Consider the following 14339-nt stretch of genomic DNA (forward strand, 5'->3'; position numbering starts at 1 on the left):
TGGGGTCAACGTGCTCGTCCACCCCGAGTGCAAGCACGAGGTCGTCGCCGCGGCCGACCAGGTCGGGTCGACGGAGTACATCATCAAGGCGCTGGAGGCGGCTCCGGCCGGGTCCAAGTGGGCCATCGGCACCGAGCTGAACCTCGTGCGGCGGCTGGCCGAGCGGTTCGCCCCGGAGGGCAAGGAGATCGTCTTCCTCGACAAGACGGTCTGCTTCTGCTCGACGATGAACCGGATCGACCTGCCGCACCTGGTGTGGACGCTGGAGTCCCTCGCGGAGGGGCGGCTGGTCAACCGGATCGAGGTCGACCGGGAGACGGAGCGGTTCGCGAAGCTGGCGCTGGAGCGGATGCTGGCACTGCCGTAGCCCTGTGCCGGGCGCGCGGTCGCGTCCGCGGTTCAGTGGCATGTGCCGGTCCGGTGGGGGCTGGTCGCGCAGTTCCCCGCGCCCCTGAGGTGCGCACTGCGTGCGCGACCTCATAGATGAAATGCGGCGCGCAGCGCCTGCGTTTCAGGGGCGCGGGGAACTGCGCGACCGGCCCCCACCGGGGCGAGCGTCACACGTGAGAGGCTCGCCCCGGCGGTGGGCGTCAGGCCTTCGCCGGTTCCGGCTCAGGGTCGGACTCGGAGTCGGAGTCGGAGTCGGACTCGGCGGACGCCTGCCCCGGCACCGGCACCCCCCGCTTCGCGGCCCGCTTCTTCGCCCGTCGCTCCTTGCGGAGCTCCAGGATCGCGTAGAGCGTCGGCACCAGCAGCAGCGTCAGCAGCGTCGACGTGATCAGACCGCCGATCACGACCACCGCGAGCGGCTGCGCGATGAACCCGCCCTCGCCGGTGACGCCGAGCGCCATCGGGAGCAGGGCGAAGATCGTCGCGAGGGCCGTCATCAGGATCGGGCGCAGTCGGTGTCGGCCGCCCTCGACGACCGCCTCGACCACGCCGAGCCCCTGGGCCCGGTACTGGTTGATCAGGTCGATCAGCACGATCGCGTTGGTGACGACGATGCCGATGAGCATCAGCATGCCGATCATCGCCGGGACGCCCATCGGCGTCCCCGTGGCGACGAGCAGACCGATCGCACCGGTCGCCGCGAACGGGATGGACACCAGCAGGATCAGCGGCTGGGCCAGCGAGCGGAACGTCGCGACCAGGAGCATGAAGACGATCGCGATCGCCGCGAGCATCGCCAGGCCCAGGTTCTTGAACGCGTCGTCCTGGTCGGCGCTGACACCGCCGATCGTGGCGGTCGCCCCGGCCGGCAGGTCCAGCTTGTCGATCTTCGACTGGAGGTCGGCGGAGACCGCGCCCGTGTTGTCACCGGTCGGCTTGGCCGTGATCGTGGCGGCGCGGGCGCCGTCGATCCGGGTCATGGAGACCGGCCCGTCGACCAGCTTCACCGTGGCGATGTCACCGAGCGTCAGACCCCGCGGACCCATGGGGAGCTTCTTGAGCTCGGCCATGGTCGTGGCCGGCTTCGCCGACTTCACGACGACGTCGCGCTCGGTGTCGTCGAGGATCGCCTTGCCGCTGGTGGTGCCGCGCACGGCCTGTGCGACGGCGGCGCCGAGCGTCGTGTCGTTGAACCCGGCAGCCGCGGCCTTGGAGTTGGCCTTGACCGAGATCCGCGGGACGGACTGCGACAGGTCGCTGGTCACGTCCGTGACGTCGTCGAGCGAGGCGACGGACGTGCGGACCTGCTCGGCCGCCTTGTCGAGGACGGAGCCGTCGGCGGCCTTCACGACCACGCTCAGGTCCTGGCTGCCGAAACCGTCACCGGCCGAGATGGTCGTCGTCCCGACGCCGGACAGCTTGCCGAGCTCGCGCTCGATGCGGTCCTGGGTGTCCTCGTAGGACGCCTTGTCCTTGAGCGTGATCTGGTACGAGGCCTGGTTGGTGTCCGTGCTGCCGCCGAAGGCCGCCATGAAGCCGGAGGAGCCGACGGTGACCTGGTAGTCCTTGATCTCGTCGATGCCCTGGAGCACCTTCTCGATCTTCTGCGCGGACGCGTCGGTCGCCGCGAGGCTCGTGCCCGGCTTCAACTCCTGCTTGACGGACAGGACTTCCTGCTCGCCCTGGTCGAAGAAGTTGGTCTTCAGGAGCGGGGCCATGCCGAAGGTGCCGACGAGGATCACGATCGCGAGCACCACGCTGGTGAGGCGGCGGCGGGTCGCGAAGCGCAGCACGGGCACGTAGATGCGCTGGAGCCGGGAGCGGTTCTCCTTCTCCTCGGCCTTGCGGCGGGCCTCCTCCGGGTCGATGCCCCGGATCGCCTTCGGGGCGCGCAGGAACCAGTAGGAGAGCACCGGGACGACGGTCAGCGAGACCAGCAGGGACGCGAGCAGCGCCGCCGTGACGGTCAGCGAGAACGAGCCGAAGAGCTCGCCCACCATGCCGCCGACGAGGCCGATCGGCAGGAACACGGCGACCGTGGTGAGGGTCGAGGAGGTGACCGCGCCCGCGACCTCGCGGACCGCGGTGAGGATGGCCTCCTTGCGCTCCTCGCCGTAGCCGAGGTGCCGTTTGATGTTCTCCAGGACGACGATGGAGTCGTCGACGACGCGGCCGATCGCGATGGTCAGCGCGCCGAGCGTGAGCATGTTCAGCGACAGGTCGCGCGTCCACAGGACGATGAGCGCGAGCACCACCGACAGCGGGATGGAGACCGCGGTGACGAGGGTGGAGCGCAGCGACGCGAGGAAGACCAGGATCACGATGACGGCGAAGAGGAGGCCGAGCGCGCCCTCCGTGGTCAGCCCGGAGATGGACTTCGAGACGGCCGGGCCCTGGTCGCTGACGACGGTGAGCTTCGCGGCGGAGCCGAGGTCCTGACGCAGGTCGGGCAGCTTGTCCTTGACCGCGTCGGAGATGGCGACCGCGGAGCCGTCGTGGTCCATGGTCACCATGACCGCGAGGCTGGGACGGCCGTCGGTGCGGGTGATGGAGTCGGCCGCGGAGGGCTGCTGCTTCACGGTGGCGATGTCACCGAGGCGCACGGGCTTCTTGACGCCCTCGCCGGTGATCATCAGGTCCTCGATCTGGCGCAGCGACGTGAAGCCGCCGCCGACCTGGACCGTGCGGTTCTTGCCGCCCTCGTCGAAGGAGCCCGCGGGCAGGGTGGCGCCGCCGGCCTGGAGGGACTGGCTCAGCGCCATCGCGTTGACGCCGGCCGCGGCCATCTTGCGGTCGTCGGGCGTGACGTTCACCTGGAGGTCGCGGACGCCGTCGACGGTGACCTGGGAGACGCCGTCGATGTCCTTGAGGGACGGCACGACGGTCTTGTCCAGCTGGTCGGCGAGCGCCTGCTGGTCCTTGTCGGAGGTGACGGCGAGGACCACGGTCGGGATGTCGTCCGTGGAGCCGGCGACGACCTGCGGGTCGACGTCGTCGGGCAGTTGGGCGCGGGCCCGGTTCACGGCCTGCTGGACGTCGGCGACGATCTGCTTGGAGCCGTTGCCGAAGTCGAACTGGGCCATGAGGACCGCGTTGCCCTCGCTGGCGGTCGCGGTGATGCCGGTGACGCCGTCCACGGCGTCGATGGAGTTCTCGAGCGGCTCGACGACCTGCTTCTCGACCACGTCCGGGGACGCGCCCTGATAGGGAGCCAGGACGGAGACCATCGGCAGTTCGATGGAGGGCAGCAGCTGCTGCTTGAGCTGGGGGATCGCGATCGCGCCGAAGACGATCGCGATGATCGACATCAGGCCGATCAGGGCGCGTTGAGCGAGGCTGAATCTCGACAGCCAGGACATGGTCTGGGTCTCCGGAGACGTGGGACGACGAGCGGATGACGGACCGTCGGCTCACGCGAGCAGAAAGGTCCGCCTACACCCTCAGCCATGAGGAGGGCGGGATTCGTCGCTCCCAGGTCCCGTTCTCACGCTCCGCATACTGCGGGCGTAGTACGTACGGGCCCCGGCTCACTCCACCCTCGGACGGACCAGGCCCGATTCGTACGCGATGACGACGAGCTGGGCGCGGTCGCGGGCTCCGCACTTGGCCATCGCCCGGTTCACATGCGTCTTGACGGTGAGCGGGCTGACCTCGAGGCGCTCGGCGATCTCGTCGTTGGAATGGCCGCCCGCGACCAGGACGAGGACCTCGCGCTCGCGGCCGGTGAGCGCGGCGAGCCGCTCGGCGTGCGCGCCGCCGGAGCGGCCGTCGTCGTCGAGGCCGTCGCCCTGCGCGAGGAACTTGGCGATGAGGCCCTTGGTGGCGGCCGGTGACAGGAGGGCGTCGCCGGCGGCGGCGACACGGACGGCGCCGAGCAGTTCCTCGGGCTCGGCGCCCTTGCCGAGGAAGCCGGAGGCGCCCGCGCGCAGCGACTGCACGACGTACTCGTCGACCTCGAAGGTCGTCAGCATCACGACGCGGACCTGGGCGAGGGCGGGGTCGGCGCTGATGGCGCGGGTCGCGGCGAGGCCGTCGGTGCCGGGCATCCGGATGTCCATGAGGACGACGTCGGGCAGGTGCTCCTTGGCAAGGGCGACGGCCTCGGCGCCGTCGGAGGCCTCGCCGACGACCTCCATGTCGGCCTCGGAGTCGACGAGGACGCGGAAGGCGCTGCGCAGCAGTGCCTGGTCGTCGGCGAGCAGAACCCGGATCGTCATGCGCCGGTATCCCCTGACGTGGTGGGCGGAACGGAGGTGGAGGCGAAGCAGCCCCGGATGCCGGCCGGGGGCTCGGCGGTGCGGGGGTCGACGGGAAGGATCGCATGGACGCGGAAGCCGCCGCCGTAGCGCGGTCCGGCGCTGAGGGTGCCGCCGAGCGCGCCGACGCGCTCGCGCATGCCGAGCAGGCCGTGGCCGCTGCCGCCCTCCTCGGGGGCGGGGCGGCCGGGCACCGCCTCGGGTCCGTTGTCGAGGACGGTGATCTCCATGTCGGGTCCGACGCGCACGACGCTGACCTCGGCGCGGGCGTCGGGGCCCGCGTGCTTGCGGACGTTGGTGAGGGCTTCCTGCACGACCCGGTACGCGGCGAGGTCGACGGCGGCGGGCAGGGCGGGGGCGTCCTCGGCGCGGGCCACCTCGACGGGCAGGCCCGCGTTGCGGAAGGTGCCGACGAGGTCGTCGAGGCGGTCGAGGCCGGGGGCCGGCTCGGTGGGGGCCTCGGGGTCCCCGGACTGGCGCAGCAGGCCGACGGTGGCGCGGAGTTCGTCGAGGGCGGAGCGGCTGGCCTCGCGCACGTGCCCGAGGGCCTCCTTGGCCTGGTCGGGCCGCTTGTCCATGACGTGGGAGGCGACGCCGGCCTGGACGTTGACGAGCGCGATGTGGTGGGCGACGACGTCGTGCAGGTCGCGGGCGATGCGCAGCCGTTCCTCGGCGACCCGGCGCCGGGCCTCCTCCTCGCGGGTGCGCTCGGCCCGTTCGGCCCGCTCGCGGATGGCGGCGATGAAGGCGCGCCGGGAGCGGACGGCGTCGCCCGCGGCGGCGGCCATGCCGGTCCAGGCGAAGATGCCGAGGTTCTCCTGCGCGTACCAGGGCAGCGGGCCGGCGAACATCGCGAGGCAGGTGAGGACCGCCATCGTGGCGAAGCCGACCCGCCAGGTGGTGGGCCGGTCGGTCCGGGCGGCCACGGTGTAGAGGGCGACGACGGTCGACATGACGACGGGGGCGCGCGGGTCACCGGTGACGAGTTCGACGCCGGAGACGGTGGCGGTCGCCGCGAGGACGTACAGCGGCGAGACGCGGCGGAAGACGAGGGCCGCGGCGCCGAGCACCATGAGCACGAGGCTGAGGGTCTCGGGGGTGCGGGCGCCCCACGCGTAGGTGCCGCCGGCGCCCTTGGGGTCGACGAAGGAGCCGGCCACCATCGCGAGCAGGACGCCGAGGGCGACGATCGCGTCCAGGGCCAGGGGGTGGGTCCTGGCCCACCGTACGAGCGGAGTCACCGGCGTCAGCGTATCCGCCCGGCCTTGTCCCGGTCAGCCCGGGATGAGGCCGTCGTCGGAGAGCATCTGCCGGACCTCGTCCAGCGACGCGTCGGGCGCCGGAAGGATCAGTTCGGAGGGCTCCAGGGCGTCGTCCGGCAGCGGTGTGCCGAGCCGCCGGACGGCGTCGAGGAGAGCGGCCAGCGTCCGCCGGAAGCCCGCCTCGTCACCGCTCTCCATCTCCGTGAGGAGTTCGTCGTCGAGCTTGTTGAGCTCGGTGAGGTGGTCGTCGGCCAACCTCACCTGCCCCTCCCCCATGATCCGTACGATCATGACGAGCGCCCTCCTCGTAGGCGAACCGCGGTCTACTGCTTGTCGAAGCGCGGGGTGTCCTGCGGCTGCTGCCCCTGCTGGCCCTGGCCCTGGCCGCCCTCGATCGCCTGCTGGGACGAGGACGAGCCGCCGGCCAGCTCGGCCTTCATGCGCTGCAGCTCCAGCTCTACATCCGTACCACCGGAGAGCCGGTCCAGCTCGCTCTGGATGTCGTCCTTGGCGAGCCCGGAGGGGTCGTCGAGGGCGCCGGAGGCGAGCAGCTCGTCGATGGCGCCGGCCCGCGCCTGGAGCTGGGCCGTCTTGTCCTCGGCCCGCTGGATGGCCAGGCCGACGTCGCCCATCTCCTCGGAGATGCCGGAGAACGCCTCGCCGATCCGGGTCTGCGCCTGGGCCGCCGTGTAGGTGGCCTTGATGGTCTCCTTCTTGGTGCGGAAGGCGTCCACCTTGGCCTGGAGGCGCTGGGCCGCGAGGGTGAGCTTCTCCTCCTCGCCCTGCAGCGTCTGGTGCTGCGTCTCCAGGTCGGTGACCTGCTGCTGGAGCGCGGCGCGGCGGGAGAGCGCCTCGCGGGCGAGGTCCTCACGGCCGAGCGCGAGCGCCTTGCGGCCCTGGTCCTCGAGCTTGGAGGACTGGGACTGCAGCTGATTGAGCTGGAGCTCCAGGCGCTTGCGGCTCGTCGCGACGTCGGCGACGCCGCGGCGCACCTTCTGCAGCAGCTCCAGCTGCTTCTGATACGAGTAATCGAGGGTCTCGCGAGGGTCCTCGGCCCGGTCAAGGGCCTTGTTCGCCTTCGCGCGGAAGATCATCCCCATACGCTTCATGACACCGCTCATGGGCTTCGCGCGCCCCCTTCTGACAGATACGACCGGCCGTCCAGCTCCAGCACTGCGACACAACCCACAGTACGGGTCCTGCATCTATTACCGCACTGTTCAGGTGCGGATGCGCTCATCCCCGAGGACGACTGCGTCCTCTCCGGGGTCCCGCGCAGGGAGTAGGTGGCCCCGTCTCCCCCTCAGGGTCACGTGCCCTGTCAGGTTCTATGGACACAGGGTGTTGCCGGATCGTTCCCCATGGCCCTGTGGTCCATGCACGTCCAGCACGTACCCTTGGGTTTTGTGTTCCGTAGCCGATCCAAGGACGACAAGGCGCCGGCCGGCAAGGCCCCGGTGACCGCCTCCGACGCGTCCAAGCAGACCCGAGACCCGCAGGCGCCCAAGGGCCGCCCCACGCCCAAGCGCAGCGAGGCCCAGTCGCAGCGCCGCAGCGTGGCCAACACGAAGATGTCGCCGAAGGAGGCCCGAGCCCGTTCGCGCGAGGAGCGCCGCACCGCGATGGAGCGCCAGCGTTCCGCCCTGGCGAGCGGGGACGAGCGCTATCTGCCCGCCCGTGACAAGGGCCCGGTGCGCAAGTACGCCCGCGACTTCGTCGACTCCCGCTTCAGCGTCGCCGAGTGGTTCCTGCCGATGGCCGTGGTCATCCTCGTCCTGAGCATGGTCCGGGTGGGCTCGCTGCAGAACATCGCGCTGCTGCTGTGGCTCTTCGTGATCGTCGCGATCGTGATCGACTCGGTGCTCACCGGAATCCGCCTGAAGAAACAGCTGGCGGCGAAGTTCCCGGACCAGCCGCGCAAGGGCGCCGTGGCCTACGCGCTCATGCGCACGCTCCAGATGAAGCGGCTGCGCCTGCCGAAGCCCCAGGTCAAGCGCGGGGAGCGGCCCTGAGCACCGAGGCCTTCGCCGGTGACGCGCCGGGGGCCTGGCTGGAGAAGCTGGGCGGCCTGCGCAACGTCGTCCGGCAGGAACTGGTGGCCCGGCAGCTCGACGAGCAGATAGCCGGGCGCTTCCCCGTCGGGCAGCGGCTGCGGGTGCTCGACGTGGGCATGGGCCAGGGCACGCAGGCGCTGCGGCTGGCCCGCGCCGGTCACCAGGTGACCGGTGTCGAGCAGGACGCCCGGATGGTGGCGGCCGCGCGGCAGGCGCTCGCGGCCGAGCCGGAGGGGGTGCGCGCGCGGGTGCGGCTGATCGAGGGCGACGGCCGCGACACCGGGGTGCATTTCCTGCCGGGCAGCTTCGACGTCGTGCTCTGTCACGGCGTGCTGATGTACGTGGAGGACCCGGACGCGCTGCTCGCGGGTCTGGCCCGGATGCTGGCCCCGGGCGGCCTGCTGTCGCTCCTCGTGCGCAACGCGGACGGTCTCGCGATGCGCCCGGGCCTGGCCGGTGACTGGGTCGGCGCGCTCGGCGCCTTCGACTCGACGCAGTACACGAACCGGCTTGGGCTGGACGTGCGGGCCGACCGGCTCGGCACCCTGACCGCGACGCTCGCCGGGATCGGGGCCCCGCTGCACGCCTGGTACGGCGTGCGGGTCTTCACCGACCAGGCCGCGGACGCGGCGGCGGTGCCCGAGCGCGGGGAGCTGCAGACGCTGCTTGCCGCGGAGGAGCGGGCCGGCCGCACGGAGCCGTACCGGCGGGTGGCGGCGCTGCTGCACCTGTGCGGGGTGCGGGGCTAGGGCCTGTCCGGCGGCTCGTTCGGCGGTGCAGGGCGCGCGGCGCACCCGTACGAACGTGACAATCCGGGCATGGATGTCTTTCGTGCGCGCCGTGGGCGCCTCGCTCTGCCGCTGTCCGGTGTGCTGTGCGCCGGAGTGCTCCTGTCCGGCTGCTCGGACTCAGGGTCCCCGGACGCGTCCGCGCGTCCGACGACGCAGGCCGCCGCGCGGGCCGCGCAGAAGGCCGACAGCCTCCAGGACGACTACGTGCGGGTGATCAGACAGGTCCTGCCGTCGGTCGTGCAGATCCAGGCGTCGTCGGACCTCGGCTCCGGGATCGTCTACGACGACAAGGGCCACATCGTGACGAACGCGCACGTGGTGGGCGACGAGAAGACGTTCAAGGTCACGACGGCGAACAGCAACGACGAGCTGACCGCGAAGCTCGTGTACTCCTACCCCGAGCAGGATCTCGCCGTCATCCAGCTGGACAGGGCGCCGGACGGGCTGAAGGCCGCGAAGTTCACCGACTCGTCCAAGGTCGAGGTCGGGCAGATCACGCTGGCGATGGGCTCGCCCCTCGGCCTGTCCTCGAGCGTCACGCAGGGCATCGTGTCGGCGACCGGGCGGACCGTCAGCGAGGGCCGCTCCGGCGGCGGCACGGGCGCCACGATCGGGAACATGGTGCAGACGTCGGCGGCGATCAATCCGGGCAACAGCGGCGGCGCCCTGGTGAACCTCGACGGGGAGGTCGTCGGCATCCCGACCCTCGCGGCGACCGACCCGGGCATCGGGGGCGGTTCGGCGCCGGGCATCGGGTTCGCGATCCCGTCGTCGATGGTCACGACCGTCGCCGACCAGGTGATCGAGGACGGCAAGGTCACGGACTCGGGACGGGCGGCGCTCGGCATCACGGGCCGCTCGGTGCTCGACGACGGCTACCGGCCCGCCGGGGTCGCGGTGGTGTCGGTGACGGAGCAGGGCGGCGCGAAGAAGGCCGGGATCCGGGCCGGGGACATCATCGTCCGGTTCGGCGACACCGACGTGACGACGATGCAGTCGCTGTCGGAGGCCCTGGCGGCCGAGAAGCCCGGGGACGAGGTCGCGGTGACCTATCTGCGCGACGGCGCCGAGAAGAAGGCGACGATCACGCTCGGCGAGATGTGAGGTCCCGGCGGACGGACGCCCCCGGGGAGGGGTGTGCCGGGTGCGGGCGGCGCACCCGGCAGCGGCGGCTCAGCCCTCCGCGGAGACGTCCTCGGCGTGCAGGCTCATCGGGCCGTAGATCTCGGCGCCGTCCTCGTAGAGGCGGACCTGGTCGGCGCCGCCCTCGGCGAGCTCCTTCCAGTACTCGCCGACCCAGGACTCGGCGTCCCCCTGCGTCGTGAACTCCTCGGGCTCCACCGCCGGGGACACCTCGGTCCCGTCGGACTTCTCGAACCGCCACGTCCATGCCGCCATGCCAGCCTCCCGGTACCGATGTCCGATGCGTCGTGCGTCGTGCGTCGTGCGTCGTAGGTGTCCTGCGGACGTCCTGCGACGTCCTGGAAGACTAGCCGGGCGCGCGTGGTCGGCGAGGGCGCGGGAGGATCTTGGCGTGGAACTCACTCTGCTCGGCACCGGCGCCCCCGCGGGGCTGCCCCGCCCCGACTGCCCCTGCGCGGCCTGCGCGGCCGCGCTCGGCCCGGACGCGCGGGCCGCGACCGCCCTCCTGGTCGACGGCACGCTGCTGCTCGACCTGACGCCCGGCGCCGCGTTCGCCGCGGCCCGTGCCGGGCACAGCCTCGGCGGGGTCCGGCAGGTGCTGCTCTCGCATCCGCACGACGGGCCCGCCGTCGAGGTGCCGGCCGGGCTGCCGCAGCCGGGGCGGGTGCCGGACGGGCGGGAGCTGGCGCTGCTCACCGGACACCGGGTGCGGGCGCTGGCGCTGGACGCTCCGGGCACCGGGTACGAGGTGGTCGGGCCGGACGGGGAGCGCCTGCTGTACCTGCCGCCGGGCACCGCGCCCGCCGGTCTCGAGCAGCCGCGCGCCCCGTACGACACGGTGGCCGCCGACGTCAGCGGGCGGCCCGACGCGCTGGCCCGGCTGCGGTCGTCCGGGGCGATCGGCCCCACGACCGACGTGCTCGCCGTCCATCTGGACCACGACGTGCCGCCGGGTGCCGAGCGCGCGCGGCGGCTCGCGGCGGCGGGGGCACGGGCCGTGCCCGACGGCACGACGCTGACGGTCGGCGCGTACGGGCAGGTGCCGGACGTGCCGCGCCGGACGCTCGTGCTGGGCGGCGCCCGCTCCGGCAAGTCGGTCGAGGCGGAGCGGCGCCTCGAGGCCTTCCCCGACGTGCTGTACGTCGCGACGGGCGGCACCCGGGGCGGGGACTCCGAGTGGGCCCAGCGGGTCGCGGTGCACCGCGAGCGCCGGCCCGGCTCCTGGCGCACCGCCGAGACCTGCGACCTGGTCCCCCTGCTCACGGACCCGCAGGACGCGGCGCCGCTGCTGATCGACTGCCTGTCGCTGTGGCTGACCTACGCGATGGACGAGGCGGGGGCCTGGGACGACGCGGAGTGGGCGAGCGGGGGCGAGAAGGTGCTGCGCGGGCGGGTGGCGGAGCTGGTGGCTGCGGTGCGGGGGGCTCGGCGGACCGTGGTCGCCGTGTCCAACGAGGTGGGGTCCGGGATCGTGCCGGCGACGGCGTCGGGGCGGCGGTACCGGGATGAGCTGGGGCGGTTGAACGCGGCGTTCGCGGGTGAGTGCGAGCACGTGCTGCTGGTCGTCGCGGGCCAGGCCCTCGCCCTGCGGGGCTGAGCGGGTTCGTCGCCGGGTGCGCGTTGGTGGTGGGCTGGTCGCGCAGTTCCCCGCGCCCCTGAAATGCAGGCGCTGCGCGCCGCATTTCCCCGATGGAGGTAGCGGACGAAGTCCGCACCTCCAGGGGCGCGGGGAACTGCGCGACCAGCCCCCACCGGGGCGCACCCGGCGACGAACCCGTTCAGCCCCGACGGGCCAGGGTTCGGTAGACCCCGCCCCACCGCACCCCCCGCTCGACCCGGAGCACCACGAACCCGGCCCCGCGAAGCCCCCCGGGCGGCGGCCCCGCCGACTCGAGCAGCAGCAACCCCCCACCCCGCAGCACCTCCCGCGCCGCCTCCAGCTCGCCGCGCACCTCCGCCACCCCCCGCTCCGGACGCCGCTCCGGACACCGCAGCATGCTCACCGCGTCGTACCGTCCCGCGAGCCGCCCGGCCAGCTCGGGCAGCGACCCCTCGTACGCCTCGTCGACCCGCCCGGTCCGCCGCGCCCGCTCGAGCTCCGCCCCGGTGCCGGTCCCGTCGAACGCCGTGTAGCGCAGCTCCTCGCGGGCGGCGCCGGGGAACGCCCCGTCCCCCGTGCCGACGTCGAGCCAGGCCTCGGGCTCGATGTACTGGGCCACGGCCCGCACCCGGGCCCGCACCCGGTACCGCTCGGGGAGTCGGTCTTCCAGCATCTGGGCCGCAGTACGACAATCCAACACAAAGCGGAACGTAAGGGATCTTGATCCGCAGTGCAACGACACCGGGGCTCCGGGTGCGTCGCCCCGGGCCTCCGGCCGGGTCCGAGGCGCTGGGGGCGCACCGGCGCGGGGCCGGTACTGTTCGGCGAATGAGCGCGCTGAATCTCGACGACTTCACCGATCTGATCGAGCGCCCGGACGGCGGGACCCGCCGTGACGCCGAGGAGCGCCGGGCGCGACAGGCCGTGCCGCCGGGTGCGCTCGGCCGTCTCGACGAGCTGGCCGAGTGGCTGGCGGCCGCCCAGGGCGCCGTGCCCGTGCGGCCGGTGGCACGGCCGCGCGTGGTCGTGTTCGCGGGCGACCACGGGGTCGCCGGGCTCGAGGTGTCGAAGCGTCCCGCGGGCGGCGCCGCGGAGCTGGTGCGCGAGGTCGTCGAGGGCGCGTCCACCGGTGCGGTCCTGGCCCGCCGGCTCGGCGTGGGCGTGCGGGTCGTCGACCTGTCTCTGGACTGCGACCCGGAGTCGCTGCCCCAGACCGTCGAGAGCCGCCGGGTGCGGCGCGGCTCGGGCCGGATCGACATCGAGGACGCCCTGACCGCCGAGGAGGCCGAGGCCGCGTTCCGTGCGGGCATGGCGGTCGCCGACGAGGAGGCCGACGCGGGGACGGACCTGGTGGTGCTCGGCGACGTGAGCGTCGGCGGCACCACGGCGGCGGCCACGCTCATCGCCGCGCTGTGCGGCACGGACGCCTCGGTCGTGACGGGCCGCGGCGGCGACCCGATCGACGACCTCGCCTGGATGCGCAAGTGCGCGGCCGTGCGCGACGCGCTGCGCCGGGCCCGCCCGGTCCTCGGCGACCAGCTGCAGCTGCTCGCGACGGTGGGCGGCGCGGACCTGGCCGCGGCGACCGGTTTCCTGCTGCAGTGCGCGGTGCGCCGTACGCCGGTGATCCTGGACGGCGTCGTCTCGGCGGCCTGCGCGCTGGTCGGCCAGCGGGTCGCGTTCCGGGCGCCGGACTGGTGGCTGGCCGGGCACGCGAGCGGTGAGCCGGCCCAGGCGAAGGCGCTCGACCGGATGGCGATGGAGCCGCTGGTGGACCAGGGCGTGCGGTTGGGCGGCGGCAGCGGCGGTCTGCTGGCGCTGCCGCTCGTGCAGGCGGCCGCGGCCCTGTCCGCCGAACTCCCGGAGGCGGCCGAGGAGCAGTAGTCGCCTCGGGACGGAGTCGCTGAGCCGAGTGGACAAATGGGCGCAATATGCTCGCCCGCATGGAAGTCGCCGCCACCACAAGCACACCGGCCTCGCGCCGCGCCGCGGAGTTCACCGTCTGGTACCTGCGGATCGTCACGTTCATCAATCTGCTGAGCGCCGTGTGGGTGTCGTTCGGCCAGGACCTGCGGCGGCACAACTCGGAGAACTACTTCACGCCGTACCTGCTCGCCGCGGGGTTCTCCTCGGCGCTCGTGACCGCGTTCCTCGCCATCACGATGCGGCGGCGCAAACGGGCCGCGTGGATCCTCAACCTCGTGCTGTGCAGCCTGTTCTTCGTGCTGTTCGCCCTCGTGATGTTCTTCCCCGAGGTGCGCGGGCACGCCCAGAACTGGATCTCGCTCGTCCTGACCGCCGGCTTCCTGGCCGCGCTGCTCGTCGGCCGCCGGGAGTTCTACGCGATCGGCGACCGGTCCAACGCGCGGCTCGCCGCGCTCGTCGCCGTGGGGGGACTGCTCGTCACCTCGCTCTTCGCGACGTTCCTCGTCACGGTCACCAACCACGCGCACGACGAGCACCGTTCGACGTTCCTCGAGCGCTGGCGCTACGGCACCCTGCGGATGCTCTCGGTCGCCTCCAACGACGCGCACTACCCCGGGATCTCCACCCCCAACTGGGTCAACGTCGTCATCAACATCCTGTCCACGGCCCTGCTGATCGCTGTCGTCTACGCCGCGTTCCGCTCCCGCCGCGCCGTCGACCCGCTCTCCCCCGACGACGAGTCGCGGCTGCGCGCCCTGCTCGACAAGGGCGGCGAGCGCGACTCGCTCGGCTACTTCGCGCTGCGCCGCGAGAAGAGCGTCGTCTGGTCGCCGACCGGCAAGGCCGCCGTGACCTACCGCGTCGTCAGCGGGGTCTCGCTGGCGTCCGGCGACCCCATCGGCGACCCCGAGGCCTGG

The 14339-nt window shown here is 72.8% G+C and carries 14 protein-coding genes; 7 read left to right on the forward strand and 7 right to left on the reverse strand.

The features are described 5' to 3' along the window. Positions 1 to 367, forward strand: a 367-nt coding sequence (nadA, locus tag GTW43_RS20880) for a quinolinate synthase NadA (RefSeq protein ID WP_161303541.1), incomplete at its 5' end; no start/stop codon positions are given. A gap of 223 nt (positions 368 to 590) precedes the next feature. Here nadA and GTW43_RS20885 read toward each other — a convergent pair. The 5 genes from GTW43_RS20885 to GTW43_RS20905 all read right to left on the reverse strand — a co-directional run bounded on the left by GTW43_RS20885 (position 591) and on the right by GTW43_RS20905 (position 7029). Continuing rightward, positions 591 to 3749 (reverse strand): efflux RND transporter permease subunit, encoded by a 3159-nt coding sequence (locus GTW43_RS20885; protein WP_161303542.1) that lies wholly within the window; start codon positions 3747 to 3749, stop codon positions 591 to 593. A 168-nt stretch (positions 3750 to 3917) separates the two neighbouring features. After that, positions 3918 to 4607 carry a response regulator transcription factor gene (locus GTW43_RS20890; RefSeq protein WP_161303543.1) on the reverse strand — a complete coding sequence of 230 codons (690 nt, stop codon included), beginning with the start codon at positions 4605 to 4607 and terminating at the stop codon, positions 3918 to 3920. Further along, entirely contained in the window at positions 4604 to 5887 is a 1284-nt protein-coding gene (locus GTW43_RS20895; protein WP_343246073.1) for a sensor histidine kinase, read from the reverse strand. The genes GTW43_RS20890 and GTW43_RS20895 overlap by 4 nt, the downstream gene beginning before the upstream one ends. 33 nt (positions 5888 to 5920) lie before the next feature. Further along, on the reverse strand, positions 5921 to 6199 hold the full coding sequence (locus tag GTW43_RS20900; RefSeq protein WP_161303544.1) for a hypothetical protein: 279 nt from the start codon (positions 6197 to 6199) through the stop codon (positions 5921 to 5923). A 32-nt stretch (positions 6200 to 6231) separates the two neighbouring features. Then, positions 6232 to 7029 carry a PspA/IM30 family protein gene (locus tag GTW43_RS20905; RefSeq protein ID WP_161303545.1) on the reverse strand — a complete coding sequence of 266 codons (798 nt, stop codon included), beginning with the start codon at positions 7027 to 7029 and terminating at the stop codon, positions 6232 to 6234. A 240-nt stretch (positions 7030 to 7269) separates the two neighbouring features. Here GTW43_RS20905 and GTW43_RS20910 point away from each other — a divergent pair, with 240 nt between their 5' ends. From GTW43_RS20910 to GTW43_RS20920, 3 genes are all read left to right on the forward strand, one after another. Beyond that, positions 7270 to 7920, forward strand: coding sequence for a DUF3043 domain-containing protein (locus GTW43_RS20910; RefSeq protein WP_161303546.1), 651 nt, complete (start codon positions 7270 to 7272; stop codon positions 7918 to 7920). A gap of 83 nt (positions 7921 to 8003) precedes the next feature. Continuing rightward, positions 8004 to 8711, forward strand: coding sequence for a methyltransferase domain-containing protein (locus GTW43_RS20915; RefSeq protein WP_161303547.1), 708 nt, complete (start codon positions 8004 to 8006; stop codon positions 8709 to 8711). 69 nt (positions 8712 to 8780) lie between these two features. Further along, entirely contained in the window at positions 8781 to 9857 is a 1077-nt protein-coding gene (locus tag GTW43_RS20920; protein ID WP_161303548.1) for a trypsin-like peptidase domain-containing protein, read from the forward strand. 69 nt (positions 9858 to 9926) lie between these two features. On the opposite strand, the gene GTW43_RS20925 is transcribed toward GTW43_RS20920, so the two are convergent. Then, entirely contained in the window at positions 9927 to 10151 is a 225-nt protein-coding gene (locus GTW43_RS20925) for a hypothetical protein (RefSeq protein WP_161303549.1), read from the reverse strand. A gap of 136 nt (positions 10152 to 10287) precedes the next feature. Here GTW43_RS20925 and GTW43_RS20930 point away from each other — a divergent pair, with 136 nt between their 5' ends. Beyond that, positions 10288 to 11493 carry a bifunctional adenosylcobinamide kinase/adenosylcobinamide-phosphate guanylyltransferase gene (locus GTW43_RS20930; RefSeq protein WP_161303550.1) on the forward strand — a complete coding sequence of 402 codons (1206 nt, stop codon included), beginning with the start codon at positions 10288 to 10290 and terminating at the stop codon, positions 11491 to 11493. Positions 11494 to 11674: 181 nt separating this feature from the next. On the opposite strand, the gene GTW43_RS20935 is transcribed toward GTW43_RS20930, so the two are convergent. Further along, a complete protein-coding gene (locus GTW43_RS20935) occupies positions 11675 to 12169 on the reverse strand; it encodes a hypothetical protein (protein ID WP_161303551.1) in 495 nt (164 codons plus the stop codon). Positions 12170 to 12324: 155 nt separating this feature from the next. Here GTW43_RS20935 and cobT point away from each other — a divergent pair, with 155 nt between their 5' ends. Together cobT and GTW43_RS20945 are read left to right on the forward strand one after the other, a co-directional pair. After that, positions 12325 to 13380, forward strand: coding sequence for a nicotinate-nucleotide--dimethylbenzimidazole phosphoribosyltransferase (gene cobT / locus GTW43_RS20940; protein WP_161303552.1), 1056 nt, complete (start codon positions 12325 to 12327; stop codon positions 13378 to 13380). 59 nt (positions 13381 to 13439) lie between these two features. Continuing rightward, positions 13440 to 14339 (forward strand): phosphatidylglycerol lysyltransferase domain-containing protein (locus GTW43_RS20945; protein ID WP_237536721.1); only part of this gene is annotated, 900 nt, incomplete at its 3' end.

The sequence above is a fragment of the Streptomyces sp. SID5785 genome (assembly GCF_009870065.1).
Classification (GTDB): domain Bacteria; phylum Actinomycetota; class Actinomycetes; order Streptomycetales; family Streptomycetaceae; genus Streptomyces.